This is a genomic window from Rickettsia endosymbiont of Rhinocyllus conicus, assembly GCF_964026465.1.
Lineage (GTDB): Bacteria > Pseudomonadota > Alphaproteobacteria > Rickettsiales > Rickettsiaceae > Rickettsia.
In genome coordinates this window covers 684,647-704,658 of the sequence record NZ_OZ032155.1, presented here as the reverse complement: position 1 = coordinate 704,658, position 20,012 = coordinate 684,647, and the positions used below count along the sequence as shown (strand labels likewise).

Here is a 20,012-nt window from a genome sequence, read left to right as displayed (position 1 = left end):
AGGTTATAATGTGCAATATTCACTAGATAATTAATTAAAATAAATATCTAGTGATACAATGATAAGAATAAATATGTACACAACAATTATCACCCTTTATAAGCAAGGCAACAGTCAAAGAAATATTGCCAAACTAACAAGGATAGACCGTAAAACAGTAAGAAAAATAATAAATCGTTACGTAGAGTCTGGTACAGAATATCCTGCACCCTATGAACGATCTTCAGCACTGGATTCTTGGCACGAACAAATAATTGAGTTATTAGAAAAGAATCTAAGTTACATAAGAATTTTTGAAGAGTTAAAAATTCAAGGTTATACAAAAAGTTATGGTTCGCTAACCCGTTATATCAAAAAATATAAGATTCAGAATAACAGTTGCATTCGTTTTCATACTTTAGCAGGAGAGGAAGCACAAGTAGATTTTGGTGACATAGGCTTACAGTATAATGCCCAAGGGCGTAGAGTTAAAGCATATGTGTTTAATATGCGTTTAAGCTATAGTCGCCTTGATTATTATGAAGTAGTGTTTGATCAAAGTTGTAAAACATGGATACAATGTCATATCAATGCATTTAATTATTTTGCTGGTAGTCCAAAAGTAATAAAACTTGATAATCTTAAAGCTGGGGTGGTAGATAGCAATTTCTATGAGCCTGTATATCAGAAGGAATACAAACGTTTAGCTGATCATTATGGGATTTTACTTTCTCCTTGTCGTATATATCAACCTCAAGAAAAAGGCAAAGTAGAATCAGGCATAAAGTATGTCAAAAATAATTTTTTTGCTGGACGTAAATTTCATAGATATGAAGAATTAATACACGATCTTGCAAACTGGTTAAATAAAGCAAATAACCGAATACATGGTACTACTAAAAAAATTCCTCAGGAACTATTTGAGCAAGAAGAAAGTAATAATTTAATGCCCTTACCATTAGAAACGTTTGATTTATCATCGTGGCATAATCGAAAAGTAGCAAAAGATTGTCATATCACCATAGATAATAATTATTATTCCGTACCAGCAAAATATATATACAGTGAAGTATTGGTACAATTATCACCAAACCTTGTTCAAATATTTTCTATACAAAATGATTTAATAGCAAGGCACGTTAGAGTAGATGGCAAAGGAATATTTACCACTAATCCGTCTCATTATGCCAAATATAAACGTCTATGCCCAGGTTTTATAGAATATAGCGAACATTATCAACAACAAATGCAGCAGATAGGCAATAATTGCAGTTTATTATTAGAGTTATTACAACAAACACGAGTAAATGATTGGCAACGTTGTGCCAGAGGTATTATTTCTTTACGTAAGGTTTACAATGATGAGTTAATAGATAAAGCCTGTCATAGAGCATTACATTACGGTATAAGTTCTTACTCTAAAATTAAGAATATCTTAAATAGTAATGCAGTAAACTTACCATTGCCAGAGTTTGGAGGTCAGAATGCAGAACTTGCTTAATGACCTACGTAGTTTTAGATTATCAGGTATAGTCAATAGCTTAAATGAAAGGATTATTTATGCTCAAAATAATAAACTAGGATTTAAAGAATTTCTCTCACTATTATGTGAAGATGAAAAATCTCACCGTAAGGATAATAATTACCGTCGTCGTAAAAATGCTGCTAAATTACCGGTAACTAAAAATTTAGAAGACTTTGATTTTCAGTTCCAACCAAGTATTGATACCAAAGTAATAAGTGATTTATCTACTTGTGATTATATTAATACTAAGGGCAATGTCATATTCATAGGTAATTCTGGAACTGGCAAAACTCATCTTGCTATTGGATTAGCATTAAAAGCTTTAACACGAGAATACTCTGTATATTTTACTACGGTATCGGATATGCTTTATAATTTACATATTGCAAGAGCAGATAATAGCTATCACAAAAAAGTTAAATTACTCTTATCATTTGACTTATTAATTCTTGATGAGTTAGGTTTTAAGCAATTACCAAAACATTCAGTAGATGATTTTTTTAATATTATTGCTAAACGATATGAAAATAAATCTACCATTATCACCACAAACAAGGATTTTGAAAGATGGAATGAAATATTTGCTGATGAGTTATTAACTCATGCAATTATTGATCGAGTAGTACATCATGCACATATACTAAACATCACAGGTAAAAGTTATCGTATTAATAACTATAAATCTGGAGGTAATATGACATAAAAAATTTTAAATAAAGTGGTCCCTTTTTTACGTAATTTAGTGGTCCCTTTTTATTTGACAATGACAGTATAGAAAATATTTGAACAAGGTTTGGTGATAATTGTACCAATACTTCACTGTATATATATTTTGCTGGTACGGAATAATAATTATTATCTATGGTGATATGACAATCTTTTGCTACTTTTCGATTATGCCACGATGATAAATCAAACGTTTCTAATGGTAAGGGCATTAAATTATTACTTTCTTCTTGCTCAAATAGTTCCTGAGGAATTTTTTTAGTAGTACCATGTATTCGGTTATTTGCTTTATTTAACCAGTTTGCAAGATCGTGTATTAATTCTTCATATCTATGAAATTTACGTCCAGCAAAAAAATTATTTTTGACATACTTTATGCCTGATTCTACTTTGCCTTTTTCTTGAGGTTGATATATACGACAAGGAGAAAGTAAAATCCCATAATGATCAGCTAAACGTTTGTATTCCTTCTGATATACAGGCTCATAGAAATTGCTATCTACCACCCCAGCTTTAAGATTATCAAGTTTTATTACTTTTGGACTACCAGCAAAATAATTAAATGCATTGATATGACATTGTATCCATGTTTTACAACTTTGATCAAACACTACTTCATAATAATCAAGGCGACTATAGCTTAAACGCATATTAAACACATATGCTTTAACTCTACGCCCTTGGGCATTATACTGTAAGCCTATGTCACCAAAATCTACTTGTGCTTCCTCTCCTGCTAAAGTATGAAAACGAATGCAACTGTTATTCTGAATCTTATATTTTTTGATATAACGGGTTAGCGAACCATAACTTTTTGTATAACCTTGAATTTTTAACTCTTCAAAAATTCTTATGTAACTTAGATTCTTTTCTAATAACTCAATTATTTGTTCGTGCCAAGAATCCAGTGCTGAAGATCGTTCATAGGGTGCAGGATATTCTGTACCAGACTCTACGTAACGATTTATTATTTTTCTTACTGTTTTACGGTCTATCCTTGTTAGTTTGGCAATATTTCTTTGACTGTTGCCTTGCTTATAAAGGGTGATAATTGTTGTGTACATATTTATTCTTATCATTGTATCACTAGATATTTATTTTAATTAATTATCTAGTGAATATTGCACATTATAACCTTATTAGGTTACACCAAATTCTCTGGTCCCTTTTTCGTGCAATTTAGTGGTCCCCTTTACTTTAGCAATGACATTTATTCACGGGATCCAGTTAAAAATACTAATAAAATTAGTATTTTTTATTATTTTCTGGATCTAGTTCCCAAGCAACTAGATGACCCCGAGGACGTTTTTCGATCCACGCAGGCAAAGCATCCCGTGGCTTAGGAACTAGATGATAAGGAAAAGGTAGACGAAGTTTAATTTAGAAAAGAGGAATCGGTCTTGAAGTTGATAACCGCAGCGTATATACTAGTACGTGAGGATTATCAGCAAAAGAAAATGATCAGCGTATTTTAAAAGTTCTAGACAAGATGAATTTTAAGGTGAGCCTGCACAACGTACATCTTAGTACGTGAGCAAAGGCGAATCCTGCAAAATTCGCTTGTATAGGGCTTTATAAAATAGCTGAAGCCAATTTTTCAAATTAAACGACTACACTATACTTTGACGGGCATGACTACAAATATATCCTTAGGGCTTTCAGGGAATTTAATGAGTACAGGAGCTGAAACGCTTGAGAAATATAGCTCTACTAAATCTGATTTTATAGCTTTTAGAACGTCTTCTAAATATTGCGGATTGAAGCCTATATCTAAATTAGTTTCACCACTATACTCATAAAGATTTTCTGTCTCTTTTGAAGAATTAATAACTTCTTTTGCATTTCCTCGTGCTTCCCCTATTGCACTGATCTCTAAAGCTTCGGTAGATAGTGATAGTTTCACAGCTCTGAACTTTTCAACTGTTATTATTGCTATTCGCTCGATAGTATCGGCAAATATTTTGCGGTTAATTACTAGTTTTGAGCTGCTATTTTCTGGAATAAAGCTACTGTAATCAGGGAAAGTACCATCAATTAGTTTTGATAGCATAATAACATTTTCATTGCATATGAACTTAATTTTGTTACTACTTAAAAGTATTTCTATATCTGCATTTGCATTTTTAGAATCTTTTACTATCTTTAAAATCTCTTCAGCACTCTTCTGCGGTAATATAACACCAAAATCCTCTATTTTTTCAGCTAACGCTACAGATGAAACAGAAAGTCTATGCCCATCGGTACTTGCAGCATAAAACTCGCTATATTTTACATGCAAATAAATGCCGTTTAGATTATATCGAGTCTCATCTAAAGAAACCGAAAATTTCGTTGATTCGATTATTTTAGCAAAATCAGCACAAGAAATTTTAAAGCTAGCTTCCGGATTAATATTATCCATCACAGGAAAAGACTCTACCGGCAGAGTAAATAGATTAAAACGACAATTTTTTCCTGTTATTTCAAGCCCTGTAGTACCTAAATCAGTTAAGGTAAGCTCTGAATCAGGAAGCTTTCTAACTATATCATTTAAAGTTTTAGTGGAGACAGTAAGCTCACCCTCACTTACTACCTGCACTCCTATTTTTTGGCTTAAATATAAGTCCATATTGGTAGAGCTAAGCTCTAACAGCCCGTTCTTTGCCGATAGTTTAATATTTGCAAGCTCGGATATTACATTACGTTTTTCAACAACAGAACTTGCAAAACCGAGTGCTTGAACTAATGTTTTTGTCTCAACTATTACCTTTAACATATTATTATACTCCGAATAAATAAAAGAATTGGTAGACGAAGATCAACTTCAAAAAGAGCAAGAAGTATATAAGGAGCGGAGCGTATATATAATACGTGAGCACCGCAGATCTTATAATACGACGTAGCCAATTTTTGAAGTTCTATCTACGTATACACTCTTAATGTTCCTTGAAATTTCTGCTCAATATTGGCAATTAAATCTTTGCTGAATGAATTTAAATCATCTTCATTTAAAGTGCGATCATCAGCTTGAAGCCCTACTCTAATTGCAATAGATTTTTTACCTTTAGGTAATTTATCACCGCTATAAATATCAAATAATATAACTGATTTGACAAGCTTTTTATTAAAATTATTTATGTATGACATTATTTCACCAACTGGTTGATTTTCGTCAACAACAAATGCATAATCTCTAAAATTAGCTTGATAATCGGATATTATAAATTCATCCCTCTTGCCGAATTTAGCTTTAGATATAGGTAAATTCGTTATATTTAATTCAAACGCAAATACTTCCTCTTTAATATCATAATGCTTTAATATTTTAGGATGTATCTGCCCAAAGTGACCTAATAAATTTTTCCCCAAGGCTAAATTTACCGATCTAGTCGGATGATAATATAAAGGTGTAGCCTGATTTGATACAATACACTTCTCTATAGATAAACCGGCATAATCAAAAACAGTTTCTAGATCACTTTTAAGGTCAAAAATATCATAGCTACGCCCCATCGAATGAGGGTTTTTATTATTATATGAACCGGTTAAAATTGCTGTTAAATAAGTCGCTTCGTTATTCAAATCTAAGAAATTTGGACCGACTTCAAAAAAAGCCATATCTTTTATAGAACGTGCAAGATTTTTTCGAACTATATCAAGTAAATTCGGCACGATAGTAGGACGCATATAATCATCCTCAACGCTTATAGGATTTAGCAAAAATAGCTCATCTTTTAGCTCAGTAAATAATTTAGCGTCCTTGCTATTCATAAACGAGTTGGTAACTACCTCATCATAACCTTTGCTTGCAAGTATCCTTTTAAAACTAGATATCCTTTTATGATCTCTTAAGCGGCTATTATCCTGCTCTAATTCCGGTAGTTTTATGCTCTCTATCTTATCATAACCATAAACACGGGTTATTTCTTCTACTAAATCTTCTAAAATATTTATATCATGACGCCAAGACGGAGGAGTTACTTTTATCACTTCATTTTTGACATCAGTTACAAATCCAAGTTTATTTAAAATTACCTCTATCTCATTGATATTTAATTTAATTCCGGTGATTTTTTCTAGATAATCTACTGGAAAATCCAACGTTTTCTTTGCTGGTTCTTTTTCCCCAGATATTACTATTTCTGATACTTCACCACCATCACATATTGATAAAATAAGATCAGTTGCTATATTTAAAGCTTTTTCGGTAAAGTTTCTATCAATATTACGCTCAAAGCGATATCTGGAATCAGTATCAATTTGTAGTCGCCTACCGCTCGCTGCAACCATCTTAGCATTAAAACAAGCAGCTTCTAGTAAGATATTAGTTGTATTACTATCACAGCTACTACTAAGTCCGCCAATGATACCAGCTAAAGCTTGCACGCCATTTTCATCTTTTACAACTAGATCATTTTCATTAAGTAGATATTTTTTATCGTTCAGGGCGTGGAATGCGTCATTGCGAGGCTGCAAAGCAGCCGCGGCAATCTCGTTTTGTTGTCCTGAGATTGCATCAAAGCTATGCTCCTCGCAATGACGACTTACACTAACATCCCCCCTTAACTTATCCGCATCATAAGCATGCATTGGCTGACCGAAGCTATAGGACATATAATTTGTCACATCAACTATGCTTGATATAGGCTTTACACCAATATTTTTAAGCAATTTCTGAAGCCAGTCAGGACTTGGTTTATTTTTTAAATTTCGTATTTCTCTGAACGTAAATAACGGGCAAGCTTCTTTATCTTTTATATTAAGCTTTATTTTAGAGCTAAATGTACTTTTCACTTTGGGAATTTCTAACTCTTTAAGTGTTCCTATTCCCTTAGCTGCCAAATCTCTTGCGATGCCGTAAACCCCCAAAGCATCCCCACGATTAGGAGTGACATTAATAACAAATACCGGATCATCTAAGCCGTAACATTTAGTAAAAGACTTACCGATTACGGCATCTTTAGGTAACTCCATAATGCCCTCGGATTCAGAAGCAAGCAATAATTCCTCTTCAGAACAAAGCATACCGCAACTTTTTTCCCCTCTAATGTTAGATTCCTTAATCTTGAATTTGCCATTGGGAATTTCAACACCGATATTAGCTAGCACTACTTTAATACCGGCTCTAGCGTTGCTAGCACCGCAAACTATTTGCAAATTGCCGTTCTTGGTTTCAACTTCACAAATCTTTAATTTATCGGCTGATGGATGAGGTTTAGTGCTTACTATATATGCTACTTCAAACTTTTGTAGATCTGCCGCTTTGTCAATTATTTCTTCTACTTCAAGCCCAATAGCAGTTAGGCTTTGGGCAATTTCAGTAACCGAAGCTGATGTATCTAAAAACTGTTTTAACCATGATAAGGTAAATTTCATTTCGTAAGCCCTCCTGCTAAATTTGGTATATCAAAGCTTGAGAAGCTATAATGTTTCAGCCAACGCACATCACCTTCAAAAAATTGTCTTAAATCTTTAATATTATATTTCAACATCGCAAAACGCTCTACCCCAAGACCAAAAGCAAAGCCTTGATACTGGATACTATCAATGCCGACATTTTTAAGTACGTTTGGGTGAACCATTCCGCATCCTAAAACTTCAAGCCATTTATCGGTTTTACTCATCCGGATATCAACTTCGGCTGAAGGTTCAGTAAATGGGAAAAAGCTTGGTCTAAAACGTAGTTCAATATTCGAGTTTTCAAAAAAGCATCTTATAAATTCCGTGATGACATATTTTAAATGTCCCATATTAATATCTTTATCAATAACAAGCCCCTCTATTTGGTGAAACATCGGCGTATGAGTCATGTCAGAATCCGATCTATAAGTCCTACCTGGTGCTATAAATCTAAAAGGCGGTTTGCCGTTTTTCATAGCCCTAATCTGCACTGTGGAGGTATGAGTACGAAGTAACATAGGTTTATCATTTTCCTGACCTTTTAAATAAAAAGTATCATGCATTTGCCTTGCAGGATGGTCATCCTCAAAATTAAGAGCAGTAAAATTATGAAAATCATTATCAATATTCGGACCGCTTTCTATCGAAAAACCAAACTTAGCAAATACTTGGATTAATTCCTCCATACACTGAGTTATTGGATGAATTGAACCTTGCTTATATCTTCTTGCTGGTAAGCTTAAATCAATTTTATCGCTAGAGAGCTTAAGGTTTAATTCCTCTTCTTCCAGAATTTCTTCTTTGGCTTTTATTATATTCTGTATTTCTTCTTTTAACTTATTGATTTTTAAGCCAAATTCTTTACGATCCTGCTCACTTAAAGAACCTAATTTTTTAAGCTCATTAGTAACTATGCCGTTTTTACCTAAAAACTCTACTTTATATTCTTGTAAAATTTTTAGACTTTGAACTAACAAAATCTTCTCTTTAGCCAGCCTTAATATTGTTTCTATATTATCCATGATTTTCTTACTTGCTTTTTAATTTTTTGCACGAGTATACATTTCATACACCCATCTTCCACACCCACCAGCTTTGCTTTAAATATCTGCCCTATTTCTAGTGGTTCGTCTAGCTTTACCGGTATAAAATTCTCAGTGTGGGCGATGTTATTATTCTCTACCAACAATTCTACTTTCTGCCCTATATGCTTCTTGAAAAACTCAGCTAATTGTATCTGCCCTTCTTGTCTTAGAATTTCAGCTCTTTCTTTTCTAATAGCTTTCGGTACTTGGGGCATACGAGCCGCCGCTGTTCCCTCACGCTCAGAATATGGGAAAACATGTAAATATTGCAGCTCAGCTTCCGCAATTAACTTCCTAGTATTTTCAAACATTTCAGGCGTTTCTGTCGGGAAACCTGCTATAATATCAGCTCCAAAAGATACTTCAGGTCTAATTGCTCGCAGCCTGTTACAAAACTCGATTATTTCAGCTCTATTATGCCGTCTTTTCATCCGCTTTAATATCATATCGTCACCTGCTTGTAAACTAATATGAAAATGGGGCATTATCCTTTCATTATAGGCTAAAAGCTCAAAAAGCTCGTCATTTATTTCGGCTACATCTATCGAAGATAGCCGCAGCCTTTTTAACTCAGGCACTAGATTCAAAACACGCTTAATCATCTGGGCAAAAGTTGGGCTTCCTGGTAAATCACTACCATAAGCTGTAGCATCAACACCAGTAAAAACAACTTCCTTAAAGCCATTTAATACTAAATGTTTCACCTGCTCAGCTATAGCTCCGATCGCTGTTGACCTGCTTCTACCTCTACCATAGGGAATTATACAAAAAGTACAATTATGATCGCAACCATTTTGCACTTGAATAAAAGCCCGAGATTTGCCATCAAAACTACTAATTAGATGGTTTGCGGTCTCTTTTACTGACATTATATCGTTAACGACTATTTTTTCATCATTAATTTGGTAGTGACTTGGCAGCAGCTTTTCTTCGTTACCTATAACCTTGTCAACTTCCGGCATATCGCCATACATTTTAGGGTTAGTTTGAGCACTACAACCAGTGACGATAATTTTAAAATCAGGATTATTTTTTTTAGCTGCACGAATAGCTCCTCGTGCTTGTTTCTCAGCAGATTTAGTTACTGCACAAGTATTAAATACTGCAACATTATCAAGCCCTGAAGCTGCAAGATTTTTTCTTATTATCTCACTTTCATAAATATTAAGGCGGCAACCAAATGTTACTATTTCTTGCTTTAGATTACTCACAAAATATACCCCTTGAGCTACCATCGTAGCCGGTCCTTGCATTATTATATTACTATTTTCTTCTTTCATAATAAGGCTACCATGTTTAAATACCACCTCACATGGTGAGTGAATAAAACCGAGCTTTAAACCAGCAGCAAAGCTACCGCAAGCTCCACTACCACAAGCAAGCGTTAGCCCTGCTCCACGCTCCCAAACCGACAAGTAAATTTTATTATCTTTAACCTCAGCAAAATTAACGTTAACGCCGTCTATAAACAAATCTTTATCCTGTAATTTCTCACCGACAATTTTTTGATCTTGCAGCTCTAGCTTACTAAAAATAACCAAATGCGGATTACCGACATCAACACAAATAGTTTCCTTTAAATCAATCATATAACGCTCAGCAAACTCCCAAATCTTATCACGACTTGGCATCCAAGATTCATTAAAACTAACCCCGCCTACATTAACACTAATATTATTTTCATCGATAATATTACACAGTAATTTCTTATTACCCACTACTACAGTAATATCTTTTTTACCTGTATCAAGATAGATCAATTTTGCTAAACATCTTGTAGCATTACCGCATAATTTAGCACTAGAACCATCAATATTATAGATAATCATTTCATAAGAATCATTTTGCTCTTCGTAGATAATAAATTGATCGCATCCAATACCTAAATGACGTTCTGCCATACTCTTTGCCAGTTGTGATAAATCGTATGTACCAGTTAAATCTTTCTTGTTAATAATAACGAAATCATTACCAAGACCATGCATTTTTACAAAGTTAATCTTACTACTCATAATGTAATTCTAATATTTAAGATTGTATTATAGCAAATTTCTTGGAATTTGCTATAATGAAGTTATTATATATAAAAATAGATTTCAAATGCTACTTTCACGTTTCTTAGATCCTAAAAATAATTATGCCTTTTTAAAAATTTTCGGCACTGAAAAGAATAAGGACATACTTATCCATTTCTTAAATGACATTTTAGGTTATACAGGGGAAGAAAAAATTAAAGAAGTTACTTTTTTAAAAACCAATCAAGACCCTGATATTGCAGTTTATAGACAATCTATTGTTGACGTATTGTGCAAAGATGAAAACGGCACGCAATTTATTGTAGAGATGCAGATAAGTAAACATCCAGGTTTTGAAAAAAGAGCCCAACTTTATGCTGCAAAAGCCTATTCAAGGCAAATAATCAAAGAGGATGAACATCACAAAAAAATGGCAGTATATGCCAAGCTAAAAGGCGTCATATTCCTAGCCATTGCCGATTTTATCCTATTCCCAAATAAAGAGGACTGGAGATCAAACCATAGGCTACTTGATACTAAAACTTATGAGAATGATTTACAAGACTTTTACTTTATTTTTATAGAGCTAGAAAAGTTTAATAAAGAACTAGACCAATTAGAGAATCTTCAAGAAAAATGGGTATATTTCTTTAAACATGCACATCAAAGTACATTAGAAGAAATGGAGCATTTAATAGGTCATGATCTTATCATGAAAAAAGCTTTTTACGCTTTAGATCAAGCTAGTTGGTCGGAAGAAGATCTCAACACCTATGAGAAAATGCTAAAAACTGAAATGGATAACTTAGCTGTAGAAGAGCAGAAAATTATGGATGCTGAAGCTAGAGGGGGATATGGTAAAGCTATAAATATTGCTAAAGAAATGCTAGCTAATAATGAGCCTTTAGAAAGAATTATAAAATATACTAAACTTAGCAAAGAAGAAATTGAGAAATTAAAGTAAAAATGAAGATACTTAATATTATGCTAAGTCGTGACCTTGGCGGTATACAACAAGCTTTTTTAGACTATAACACAGCTCTTAAAATGCAGAATATTGAGGTAATAAATATTACCTCCTATAAAGCAAAAATAAATTCGTTTATATCTAAAAGCTTTAAGCTCCCTAATTTATTACCTTTTGATTTAATTTCAGTTCTTATTCTTAAATATATAATCTATAAAACTAAGCCTGATATTATTATAGCTCATGGCAATAGAGCAATAAATTTTAGTAAACTTGCTAAAACATCTAATATTAGATTAATTGGAATTGCTCATAACTATAGCCTAAAGGGACTACTTAAATGCGATTTTGTTATTGCCCTAACGCATCATATGAAAGAGCATTTATTAAAAAATAAATTTTCTGAATCTAAAATATTTATCCTGCCAAATATGATAAATATCACCAAAAAATTTACTCCTAATAAATCATATAAAAAACCGGTGGTAATTGGCGTATTAGCAAGGTTCGTAGCTAAAAAAGGTGTTGATGTTTTTATCAATAGTATCAAAATTTTACAGGATAAAAATTATGAAATTCAAGCAGTTATAGGTGGTAATGGAGAGGAACAAGATAACATAACTGCTTTAGTAAATAAACTTAATTTACAAAATAAAATATTATTTATAGGATGGGTTAATGATAAAGATAAATTTTTTGAACAAATTAATATTTTTTGCCTCCCATCGCTACATGAACCGTTTGGCATCATAGTACTTGAGGCAATGGAAAATAGTCTGCCTATAGTTAGTACAGGTACCGAAGGTCCTAGCGAAATCTTAAAACATATGCAAGACGGGCTAATTTGCAAAGCCGGATCAGCAGAAGATTTAGCCGAAAAAATTGCGTATCTAATAGACCACCCACAAAAAGCAAAAGAACTTTCCCAAAAAGCTTATCTAAAACTAACTCAAACCTATAATATTAAAGTTATTTCAGAGAAGTTAGTAACATTATTACATGCTTTAAAAATAGTTAGTTGAAAAAAGATTGCAGTATATTGACATAATAGTTTAAAGAATCATAATTAAAATTAAAGTAATATTAATTTATTTTAATGTATATACTCGTTAAACTTCAAAAATTGGCTACGTCATTTTACAAGAATATTATAATTCTATCACTTCTACTACTATGCAGCTGTAAAGCAACACATGATAACCCCCCTAACCTACCATTACCTAATAGTTGGAATAATTATTCATTAACACCTCAAAATAACCAGATTTCTAAATGGTGGTTACAATTTAACGATTTGGTACTTAATAACTTAATTGAGGAATCTTTAGCTAATAACTCTGATATTGAACTTGCAATGAGTAATATAGCGATAGCAACAGCTCAATATAACCTTGTTAATTCTTATAGATTTCCACAGATTAATTTACAAGGTAGCGTAAACCGCACAAAAACCAGTAAACAATTAAAACAACCAAATCAGCCAAAAATTTCTAATAATTTTGGGCTTGGTAGCGTACTTAATTACGAAATAGATTTATGGGGGCTAGCTGCTAATGCTAGTGAGTCAGCCCGTAGAACTTTACTAGCAAGCGAATATAGCAAGGAAGCAGTACGGCTAACCGTTATAAGTAATGTTGCTATCAGCTATTTTAATATTCTGGCATTAGATAAACAAATATATCTAACCAAGCGACTAATAGAAACTCAAACCGAAATCTATAAGCTTACTCAAAAGCTATACGATCTTGGTGTAGGCGATTTAATATCAGTTAGTGAAGCTGCTTCCGAGCTTGCTCTTACCAACTCTTCGCTTCCGCCCTTAGTGCAAGAGAGACAAGGGCAAGAAACAGCTTTAAAGATTTTACTAGGTTGTTCCCCTGAAAATATAGTAAACGGCTTAGTTTATCGTGATAAACCTATAGACTATTTCCCTACCCCGCCCGTATTACCATCAATATTGCCGTCAGAACTTTTAGAGCAAAGACCGGATATTAAGGCAGCAGAGCAGAATTTATTTGCGGCTGATAGCAATTTAAGAGCAGTAAAAGCCTCTTATTTCCCACAAATTTCTTTAACAGGTTTATTAGGTTTTGGCAGTAATAAGTTAAATACTCTATTTGGTAGCTCAGCTGAGACTTGGCAAATAGGTGGTACTATAGCTGGTCCTATCTTTGATTTCGGTAAAACTAAAGCTAATGTAGAGATTGCGGAAAGTACTAAACAACAATACATAGCTATGTATAAAGCAACTGTGCGTACAGCCTTTGGAGAGGTTATAGATGCTTTATCAGCTCAGCAAACAGCGAGTGATAATTTTCGTATCTGGCGACAAAATGAAATAGCTTTAACATCCGTGTTTAAATTGGCAAATCAGCGTTATAAACATGGTAATATAGATTATTTAACAGTACTTACCGCTAAACAGAATATGTTACAGAACGAAATAGATGGAGTTTCTATCAAGCTTTCACAGTTAAGTAGTATGGTTAATGTATTCCATGCGTTGGGTGGAGAGTGGTAGACGAATTTTTATTTGAAAAATTGGCGGCGTTACTTTTCGCTTATAATCCTCACGTATTATATATACGCTGCGGTTATAAGCTTCAAAGTGCCTTGCTCTTTTCCAAATAAAAATTCGTCTACAAGTACATAAAGTAGATATTGAGGCAAATAAAACAATGCTTAAAATAATAATGCGGAATTTGGTATTAACGATATTAGTAGTACTACTTGTAATATTATTAATTTGGTTAGTGATACATCGGAACAAAAAAAATAACTTAAGCAATATCGCAGCACCGGTTGAAGTAACAAAAGTTATTAGAAAAGATGCACCATATATTATAGAGCTTGCGGGTAATGCCGAAACTTATCAAACTGCAGATATTAAGTCACAAGTTACTGGACAAATAATTAAGTGTAAATTTTGATGATGGGCAGGAAGTAAAAGCAGATGATTTATTATATGAAATTGATCCTCGTCCATTTCAAAATCAATTACAACAAGCAGAAGCAAGTTTATTAAGTGATACATATAACCTTGAAAATGCTATTAAAGAAGAAGCACGATATAGAAATTTATATAAAGAAAATGCTGTTTCTGAAGAGCAATATTTACAGATGCTTACTAATATGAACGTGCTTAAAGCTGCTGTTGAACGTGATAAGGCTGTTATTGCTGATGCAAATTTACAAATTGAATATTCAAAAATAGTAGCACCTTTTGACGGCAAACTTAGCGAAAGTAATGTAGATATAGGAAATCTAGCACAAGCAGGCTTAACTACTTTAGTAACTATTAACACTATCTCGCCTATTTATGTTAGTTTTCCTGTACCGGAAGAACATTTAAATAAAATCAATAAATCTCAAAAAAATTCTGATGGAGAGATTGTATTCATTGACAATACAATTGACTCTAATAGCGGTACTATCAAACTTAAAGCAACCCTACCCAATAAAGATGAAATATTATGCCCTGGTCAATTTTATAATGGTACCCAAAAACTAGACAAGAAAATAGAGAAAAGTAGGTATAATATCTCCTAGGAAAAGGAGCAAAAAATGAAAAAACAAGTTAAAAAATATAGTGCAGAAGAAAAAGCAAAAATAGCAATTGAAGCAATATCTGGAGAAATGACTATAGCTCAAATTACCAGCAAATATGGTGTTCACGCTAATCAGATTTATAAATGGAAGAAAGAAGCTTTAGATTTTATGGTTTCTGGATTTAAATCGAAATCTAAACAACAAGATACCGGCCAAGAAGATTTAATTAAATCATTATTTGAGCAAATAGGCCAGTTAACAGTTGAAAGAGACTGGCTTAAAAAAAAATCTAGTATCTTTGGATTTAGAGGTTAGGAAAAAAATGATAAGTTATGCTTCAAATTTAACCATAGCAAGACAATGCAAACTTTTAGATTTAAACCGCTCAAGTTACTACTACCGAGCTAGGAATACCTTAGATGATAAGGAGTATAGAGTACTGAACAGAATTGATGAGATTTTTACAGAGCATCCCTATTATGGTACTAGAAGAATGTCTCATGTCCTAAAATCCGAAGGGTTAAATGTTAGTCGTAAGATGATAAGAAAATATTATAAAATACTTGGTATTGAAGCAGTATACCCAAAGATTAATTTAAGCCGTAGGAATCAGGCTCATAAAGTATACCCATATCTATTAAATAATATAGAGGTGGTTTGCTCCAATCAAGTTTACTGTGCAGATATTACTTACATAAGATTAAAGCAAGGTTTTGTATATTTGGTTGCTATAATGGATTGGTATAGTCGTTATATTTTGAGTTGGCGGGTGTCGATTAGTTTAGAAAATGATTTTTGTATTGAAGCTCTAAATGAAGCAATATCTATACATGGCAAGCCTGACATTTTTAATACGGATCAAGGAGTACAATTTACATCAAAAGATTTTACTCAAATACTTGAGCAACAAGGCATAGCTATTAGTATGGACGGCAAAGATAGAGCCTTAGATAATGTATTTATTGAACGTTTTTGGCGATCTTTGAAACAAGAGAAGATTTATCGTTTTGATCTTGAAACGGTACGTGAAGCAAAGATAGCTATCAGAGATTATATAGAATTTTATAATCAGCAAAGACCTCATCAATCGCTTGAATATAAGACACCTGAAATGATACATTTTGCAGAAAAACTAGAAAATTATCAAGAGGCTATATGACATAGAAAATGCAAACTTTACTTTGAAAAACCAATACATTAATACAGGAGAATTACACCTCTAAAATTTAAAAAATTTGTCTAGACAAAGGGTACCACCTCAGTCTATACGGAAAAAGATGCTTTGGTAGTTCCATCTAAAGCGATACAAACCAATGATCAAGGACCGTATGTATTTATTGTTGATAAAAATAATAAAGCAGTAATTAAAAATGTAGAAATAGCTTTTTCTAATGATGATTTTGTTGTTATTAAAAGTGGTGTAGAAGAGATTTATCATTAATAGTTAAAACTTCAAATGGTCAAGAAGTCACAGGGAGAGATAGTAGTCACCAATGGACAGTTAAGATTAAATAACAATACGGAAGTCGTAATTAAAGAAAGCGATTAGGTGTTCCATTATCGTCATTGCGAGGAGAAACTGCAAGTTTCGACGAAGCAATCTCAGGATGCTTCATGAGATTGCCACGTCGCTTCGCTCCTCGCAATGACGCTCTAGTATAATTTTATAAAAAAGAGGAATAATTGGGTATTTCAGAAATATTTATAAAACGTCCGGTGCTTGCTACTTTATTCATGGCAACTATTTTGCTATTTGGAATATTTGGCTATAGATTACTGCCAGTAAGCGTACTACCTGATATTGATTTCCCGACAATTCAAGTATCGGTAAGCTTGCCCGGTGCTGACCCAACTACCATGGCTTCATCCGTAGCCTTGCCGCTTGAAAAGCAGTTCTCGACAATATCCAATATTGATTCAATGAGTTCGGTTAATAGTGCCGGTAGTACTCAAATTACTTTGCAGTTTGATTTAAGTAGGGATATAGATGCCGCAGCACAGGACGTACAAGCTGCTATATCATCTGCTGCTAAACAATTACCGAATGACTTACCAACTCCCCCATCATATCGCAAAGTAAATCCGGCTGATGCCCCAATATTCTACATATCTCTAACGTCAGATACTCTACCCTTATATACTGTCGATTATTACGCTGAAACTATTATGGCTGAACGTTTATCGATGTTACCGGGCGTTGCACAAGTACAAGTATATGGCTCACAGCAATATGCGGTACGTGTGCAGGTTGATCCTGTTAAAATGGCAGCAAATAATATAGGGCTTGATCAGGTATCTAATATAATCAGTAGCAGTAACGTTAATTTACCAACTGGAGCTTTATACGGCAAGGATATTTACTCAAGCATTCAAGCTCCCGGGCAGCTACAAAATGCTAAAGAATATAATGATTTAATACTAACTTATCGTAATGGCAGCCCGCTTTTTCTTAAAAATATTGGGAAAGCTATCGATAGCGTTGCTAATAACAAAATAGCAGCATGGTATAGAGATAAGCCGGGGATAATTCTTGCTATTCAAAAACAACCCGATACTAATACTATTGAGATAGTAGATGGCATAAAAGAAGTATTGCCTTTACTTCGTAGACAAATCCCTGAAGGAGTTAATATAAATATCATGTTTGATAGATCAATTTCTATCAGAGAATCGGTAAATGATGCTAATTTTACGATGATCTTAGCTTTAATATTAGTGGTACTTGCAATATTTCTTTTCTTACATAATTTTAGATCGGTGATTATCCCAACTATCGCCCTACCCTTATCTATAGTTGGCACTTTTGCTTTTATGTATCTCTTCGGATTTAGTATAGATAATATGTCTTTGATGGCTCTAACACTTGCGATGGGGTTTGTGGTAGACGATGCAATAGTAGTGCTTGAGAATATCACAAGGCATATAGAGGCAGGTGAAAATAAGATTCAAGCTTGTATTAATGGAACTAAGGAAATTGGATTTACTATTGTTTCAATGACTTTGTCATTAACTGCGGTATTCATTCCAATATTATTTATGAGCGGTATTTTAGGGAAATTACTGCACGAACTCGCTGTTGTAATTACCACTGCTATCCTGCTTTCAGGGGTTATTTCAATCACTGTTACCCCAATGTTATGTAATGTGTTTTTGAAAGATGAGGAAAAAAAACGTCATTGCGAGGAGCAAAGCGACAAAGCAATCTCAGGACAAAAAAACAAGATTGCCACGCAGCCTATGGCTGCTCGCAATGACAAAATTCCCCTTACTGAAAAAGCTTTTGAATATATCAAACAAAAATATAGTAATAGCCTTGAGATAGTAGCCGAGTATTCTAAAACTACTATGTTTGTATTTTTGCTAGTGATTATTGCAACAGCCTATCTTTTTGGATTAGTGCGTAAAGGCTTTATGCCTGATTCCAATACTGGACAAATCTTAATATTTACTGAAGCTGCTCAAACTATTTCCTTTGATGCAATGGTGAAAGAACAACAACAAGTAAGTGACGTATTACTTAAAAACCCTAATATAGAGTCGTTTTTTTCGGCAGTTGGTGTATCAGGCAGAAATTCATCAGTTAATCAAGGTACAATTTTTATCAGCCTAAAACCACGTAACCAACGAGTAGGTGCAGACGAGGTAATTGACCAGTTACGCTCAAAACTAAATCATTTAGTTGGCTTAAAGGTATATATCCAAAATGTGCCAACTATTACTATTGGCGGGCAGGCAACAAAAAGTCAGTATCAATATACTCTGCAAGGACTCGATCAGGATGAGTTATTTGGTTTTTCCCCAAAATTACAGGCAAAACTTGCAGCTACGCCTGGATTTTTAGACGTAACTTCGGATTTACAAATGTCACAGCCGCAAACTTTAGTACAGATTGATAGGTATAAAGCAGCAAAGCTAGGTATATCGGTTGAGCAAATACAAAATGTTTTATATGCTGCTTATGGGGCTGAGCAGATTTCAACTTTATATACCCCTACTGCCCAATATGATATTATTTTAGAGTTAGATCCTAAATATCAAACTGATTCATCAATGTTATCCTTAGTTAATATTAATTCTGTAAATAACACTTTAGTCCCTCTAACTACTCTTGCTAAAATTGTTAATAGTGTTGGTCCTTTAAGTATTTCACATTTTGGTCAATTACCTTCAGTGACAGTATCGTTTAATCTGCAAGATGGTTATTCTATCAGTGATGCCGTTCCGAAAGTTAATGAGGCGATAAGAGAGCTGCAAATGCCAGCAACGATTACGGGAAGTTTTCAAGGAACAGCACAAGCGTTTCAGTCCTCTTTCTCTGACCTTGGACTATTACTAGGTCTTGCTGTTATAGTTATCTATATCATTCTCGGCATGCTTTATGAAAGTTTCGTGCATCATCCGGTAACGATTCTTTCAGGGCTGCCAACTGCCGTGTTTGGTGTATTACTTACCTTGCTAATATTTAATTGATATGTACGGCTTTGTCGGGCTTATTATGTTAATCGGTATCGTTAAGAAAAATGCTATTATGATTATCGACTTTGCCTTAGAGCTTGAACGTACTAGCAATAAAAGTTCCAAAGATGCGATTTTAGAGGCTTGCACTATAAGATTTAGACCTATAATGATGACAACCTTAGCGGCATTAATGGGTGCTATGCCGATAGCTCTTGGGATTGGTAGCACATGAGCAGAAAGAAGATCACTAGGACTTGCAGTAGTTGGCGGGCTTCTTACTTCACAATTACTAACTCTCTACATCACTCCTATTATCTTCCTATATCTAG

General features: G+C 33.6%; 15 protein-coding genes and 2 pseudogenes. 11 read left to right on the top strand and 6 right to left on the bottom strand.

Annotated elements, in window-relative coordinates; translation table 11 throughout:
* Positions 1–73 precede the first annotated feature (73 nt).
* Both istA (AAGD54_RS03730) and istB read left to right on the top strand, forming a co-directional pair.
* Positions 74–1,480 carry an IS21 family transposase gene (gene istA / locus AAGD54_RS03730; protein ID WP_341794291.1) on the top strand — a complete coding sequence of 469 codons (1,407 nt, stop codon included), beginning with the start codon at positions 74–76 and terminating at the stop codon, positions 1,478–1,480.
* The gene (gene istB / locus AAGD54_RS03725) at positions 1,464–2,207 is read left to right on the top strand and encodes an IS21-like element helper ATPase IstB (RefSeq protein WP_341794290.1); all 744 of its coding nucleotides are present in this window, start codon (positions 1,464–1,466) and stop codon (positions 2,205–2,207) included. Before istA (AAGD54_RS03730) ends, istB begins: the two co-directional genes overlap by 17 nt.
* On the opposite strand, the gene istA (AAGD54_RS03720) is transcribed toward istB, so the two are convergent.
* The 6 genes and pseudogenes from istA (AAGD54_RS03720) to dapF all read right to left on the bottom strand — a co-directional run.
* A complete protein-coding gene (gene istA, locus AAGD54_RS03720) occupies positions 2,173–3,294 on the bottom strand; it encodes an IS21 family transposase (protein WP_341795039.1) in 1,122 nt (373 codons plus the stop codon). The genes istB and istA (AAGD54_RS03720) overlap by 35 nt on opposite strands.
* 551 nt (positions 3,295–3,845) lie before the next feature.
* On the bottom strand, positions 3,846–4,985 hold the full coding sequence (dnaN, locus tag AAGD54_RS03715) for a DNA polymerase III subunit beta (RefSeq protein WP_341795038.1): 1,140 nt from the start codon (positions 4,983–4,985) through the stop codon (positions 3,846–3,848).
* A gap of 146 nt (positions 4,986–5,131) precedes the next feature.
* Positions 5,132–7,585 carry a phenylalanine--tRNA ligase subunit beta gene (pheT, locus tag AAGD54_RS03710; protein WP_341795037.1) on the bottom strand — a complete coding sequence of 818 codons (2,454 nt, stop codon included), beginning with the start codon at positions 7,583–7,585 and terminating at the stop codon, positions 5,132–5,134.
* Positions 7,582–8,631, bottom strand: a complete 1,050-nt coding sequence (gene pheS, locus AAGD54_RS03705) for a phenylalanine--tRNA ligase subunit alpha (protein WP_341795036.1) — start codon at positions 8,629–8,631, stop codon at positions 7,582–7,584. Before pheS ends, pheT begins: the two co-directional genes overlap by 4 nt.
* Complete coding sequence (mtaB, locus tag AAGD54_RS03700; RefSeq protein WP_341795173.1) at positions 8,619–9,929, bottom strand: tRNA (N(6)-L-threonylcarbamoyladenosine(37)-C(2))-methylthiotransferase MtaB; 1,311 nt, start codon at positions 9,927–9,929, stop codon at positions 8,619–8,621. The genes pheS and mtaB overlap by 13 nt, the downstream gene beginning before the upstream one ends.
* A pseudogene (gene dapF / locus AAGD54_RS03695) lies at positions 9,906–10,706 on the bottom strand (diaminopimelate epimerase); the annotation flags it as partial. The pseudogene dapF and the gene mtaB, both read right to left, overlap by 24 nt.
* Before the next feature lie 88 nt (positions 10,707–10,794).
* On the opposite strand from dapF, the gene AAGD54_RS03690 reads away from it, so the two are divergent.
* From AAGD54_RS03690 to AAGD54_RS03650, 9 genes and pseudogenes are all read left to right on the top strand, one after another.
* Entirely contained in the window at positions 10,795–11,673 is an 879-nt protein-coding gene (locus tag AAGD54_RS03690; protein WP_341795035.1) for an Rpn family recombination-promoting nuclease/putative transposase, read from the top strand.
* 2 nt (positions 11,674–11,675) lie between these two features.
* A complete protein-coding gene (locus tag AAGD54_RS03685; RefSeq protein WP_341795034.1) occupies positions 11,676–12,698 on the top strand; it encodes a glycosyltransferase family 4 protein in 1,023 nt (340 codons plus the stop codon).
* Positions 12,699–12,772: 74 nt separating this feature from the next.
* On the top strand, positions 12,773–14,197 hold the full coding sequence (locus AAGD54_RS03680) for a TolC family protein (protein ID WP_341795033.1): 1,425 nt from the start codon (positions 12,773–12,775) through the stop codon (positions 14,195–14,197).
* A 157-nt stretch (positions 14,198–14,354) separates the two neighbouring features.
* Positions 14,355–14,606 (top strand): RND transporter, encoded by a 252-nt coding sequence (locus AAGD54_RS03675; protein ID WP_341795032.1) that lies wholly within the window; start codon positions 14,355–14,357, stop codon positions 14,604–14,606.
* A 40-nt stretch (positions 14,607–14,646) separates the two neighbouring features.
* A complete protein-coding gene (locus AAGD54_RS03670; RefSeq protein ID WP_341795172.1) occupies positions 14,647–15,225 on the top strand; it encodes an efflux RND transporter periplasmic adaptor subunit in 579 nt (192 codons plus the stop codon).
* 15 nt (positions 15,226–15,240) lie between these two features.
* Positions 15,241–15,540, top strand: coding sequence for a transposase (locus AAGD54_RS03665; RefSeq protein ID WP_045812944.1), 300 nt, complete (start codon positions 15,241–15,243; stop codon positions 15,538–15,540).
* 7 nt (positions 15,541–15,547) lie between these two features.
* Entirely contained in the window at positions 15,548–16,384 is an 837-nt protein-coding gene (locus tag AAGD54_RS03660; RefSeq protein WP_341794232.1) for an IS3 family transposase, read from the top strand.
* A 123-nt stretch (positions 16,385–16,507) separates the two neighbouring features.
* On the top strand, positions 16,508–16,666 hold the full coding sequence (locus tag AAGD54_RS03655; RefSeq protein ID WP_341795031.1) for a hypothetical protein: 159 nt from the start codon (positions 16,508–16,510) through the stop codon (positions 16,664–16,666).
* A gap of 293 nt (positions 16,667–16,959) precedes the next feature.
* Positions 16,960–19,905 (top strand): annotated as a pseudogene (locus tag AAGD54_RS03650) (efflux RND transporter permease subunit); the annotation flags it as partial.
* Between the last annotated feature and the right edge of the window lie 107 nt (positions 19,906–20,012).

What these genes read in the sequence shown, in the direction of transcription:
- istA (WP_341794291.1), top strand. Translation starts at nt 74, where the DNA reads ATGTACACAACAATTATCACCCTTTATAAGCAAGGCAACAGTCAAAGA.
- istB (WP_341794290.1), top strand. Translation starts at nt 1,464, where the DNA reads ATGCAGAACTTGCTTAATGACCTACGTAGTTTTAGATTATCAGGTATA.
- istA (WP_341795039.1), bottom strand. Translation starts at nt 3,294, where the DNA reads ATGTACACAACAATTATCACCCTTTATAAGCAAGGCAACAGTCAAAGA.
- dnaN (WP_341795038.1), bottom strand. Translation starts at nt 4,985, where the DNA reads ATGTTAAAGGTAATAGTTGAGACAAAAACATTAGTTCAAGCACTCGGT.
- pheT (WP_341795037.1), bottom strand. Translation starts at nt 7,585, where the DNA reads ATGAAATTTACCTTATCATGGTTAAAACAGTTTTTAGATACATCAGCT.
- pheS (WP_341795036.1), bottom strand. Translation starts at nt 8,631, where the DNA reads ATGGATAATATAGAAACAATATTAAGGCTGGCTAAAGAGAAGATTTTG.
- mtaB (WP_341795173.1), bottom strand. Translation starts at nt 9,929, where the DNA reads ATGGTAGCTCAAGGGGTATATTTTGTGAGTAATCTAAAGCAAGAAATA.
- AAGD54_RS03690 (WP_341795035.1), top strand. Translation starts at nt 10,795, where the DNA reads ATGCTACTTTCACGTTTCTTAGATCCTAAAAATAATTATGCCTTTTTA.
- AAGD54_RS03685 (WP_341795034.1), top strand. Translation starts at nt 11,676, where the DNA reads ATGAAGATACTTAATATTATGCTAAGTCGTGACCTTGGCGGTATACAA.
- AAGD54_RS03680 (WP_341795033.1), top strand. Translation starts at nt 12,773, where the DNA reads ATGTATATACTCGTTAAACTTCAAAAATTGGCTACGTCATTTTACAAG.
- AAGD54_RS03675 (WP_341795032.1), top strand. Translation starts at nt 14,355, where the DNA reads ATGCTTAAAATAATAATGCGGAATTTGGTATTAACGATATTAGTAGTA.
- AAGD54_RS03665 (WP_045812944.1), top strand. Translation starts at nt 15,241, where the DNA reads ATGAAAAAACAAGTTAAAAAATATAGTGCAGAAGAAAAAGCAAAAATA.
- AAGD54_RS03660 (WP_341794232.1), top strand. Translation starts at nt 15,548, where the DNA reads ATGATAAGTTATGCTTCAAATTTAACCATAGCAAGACAATGCAAACTT.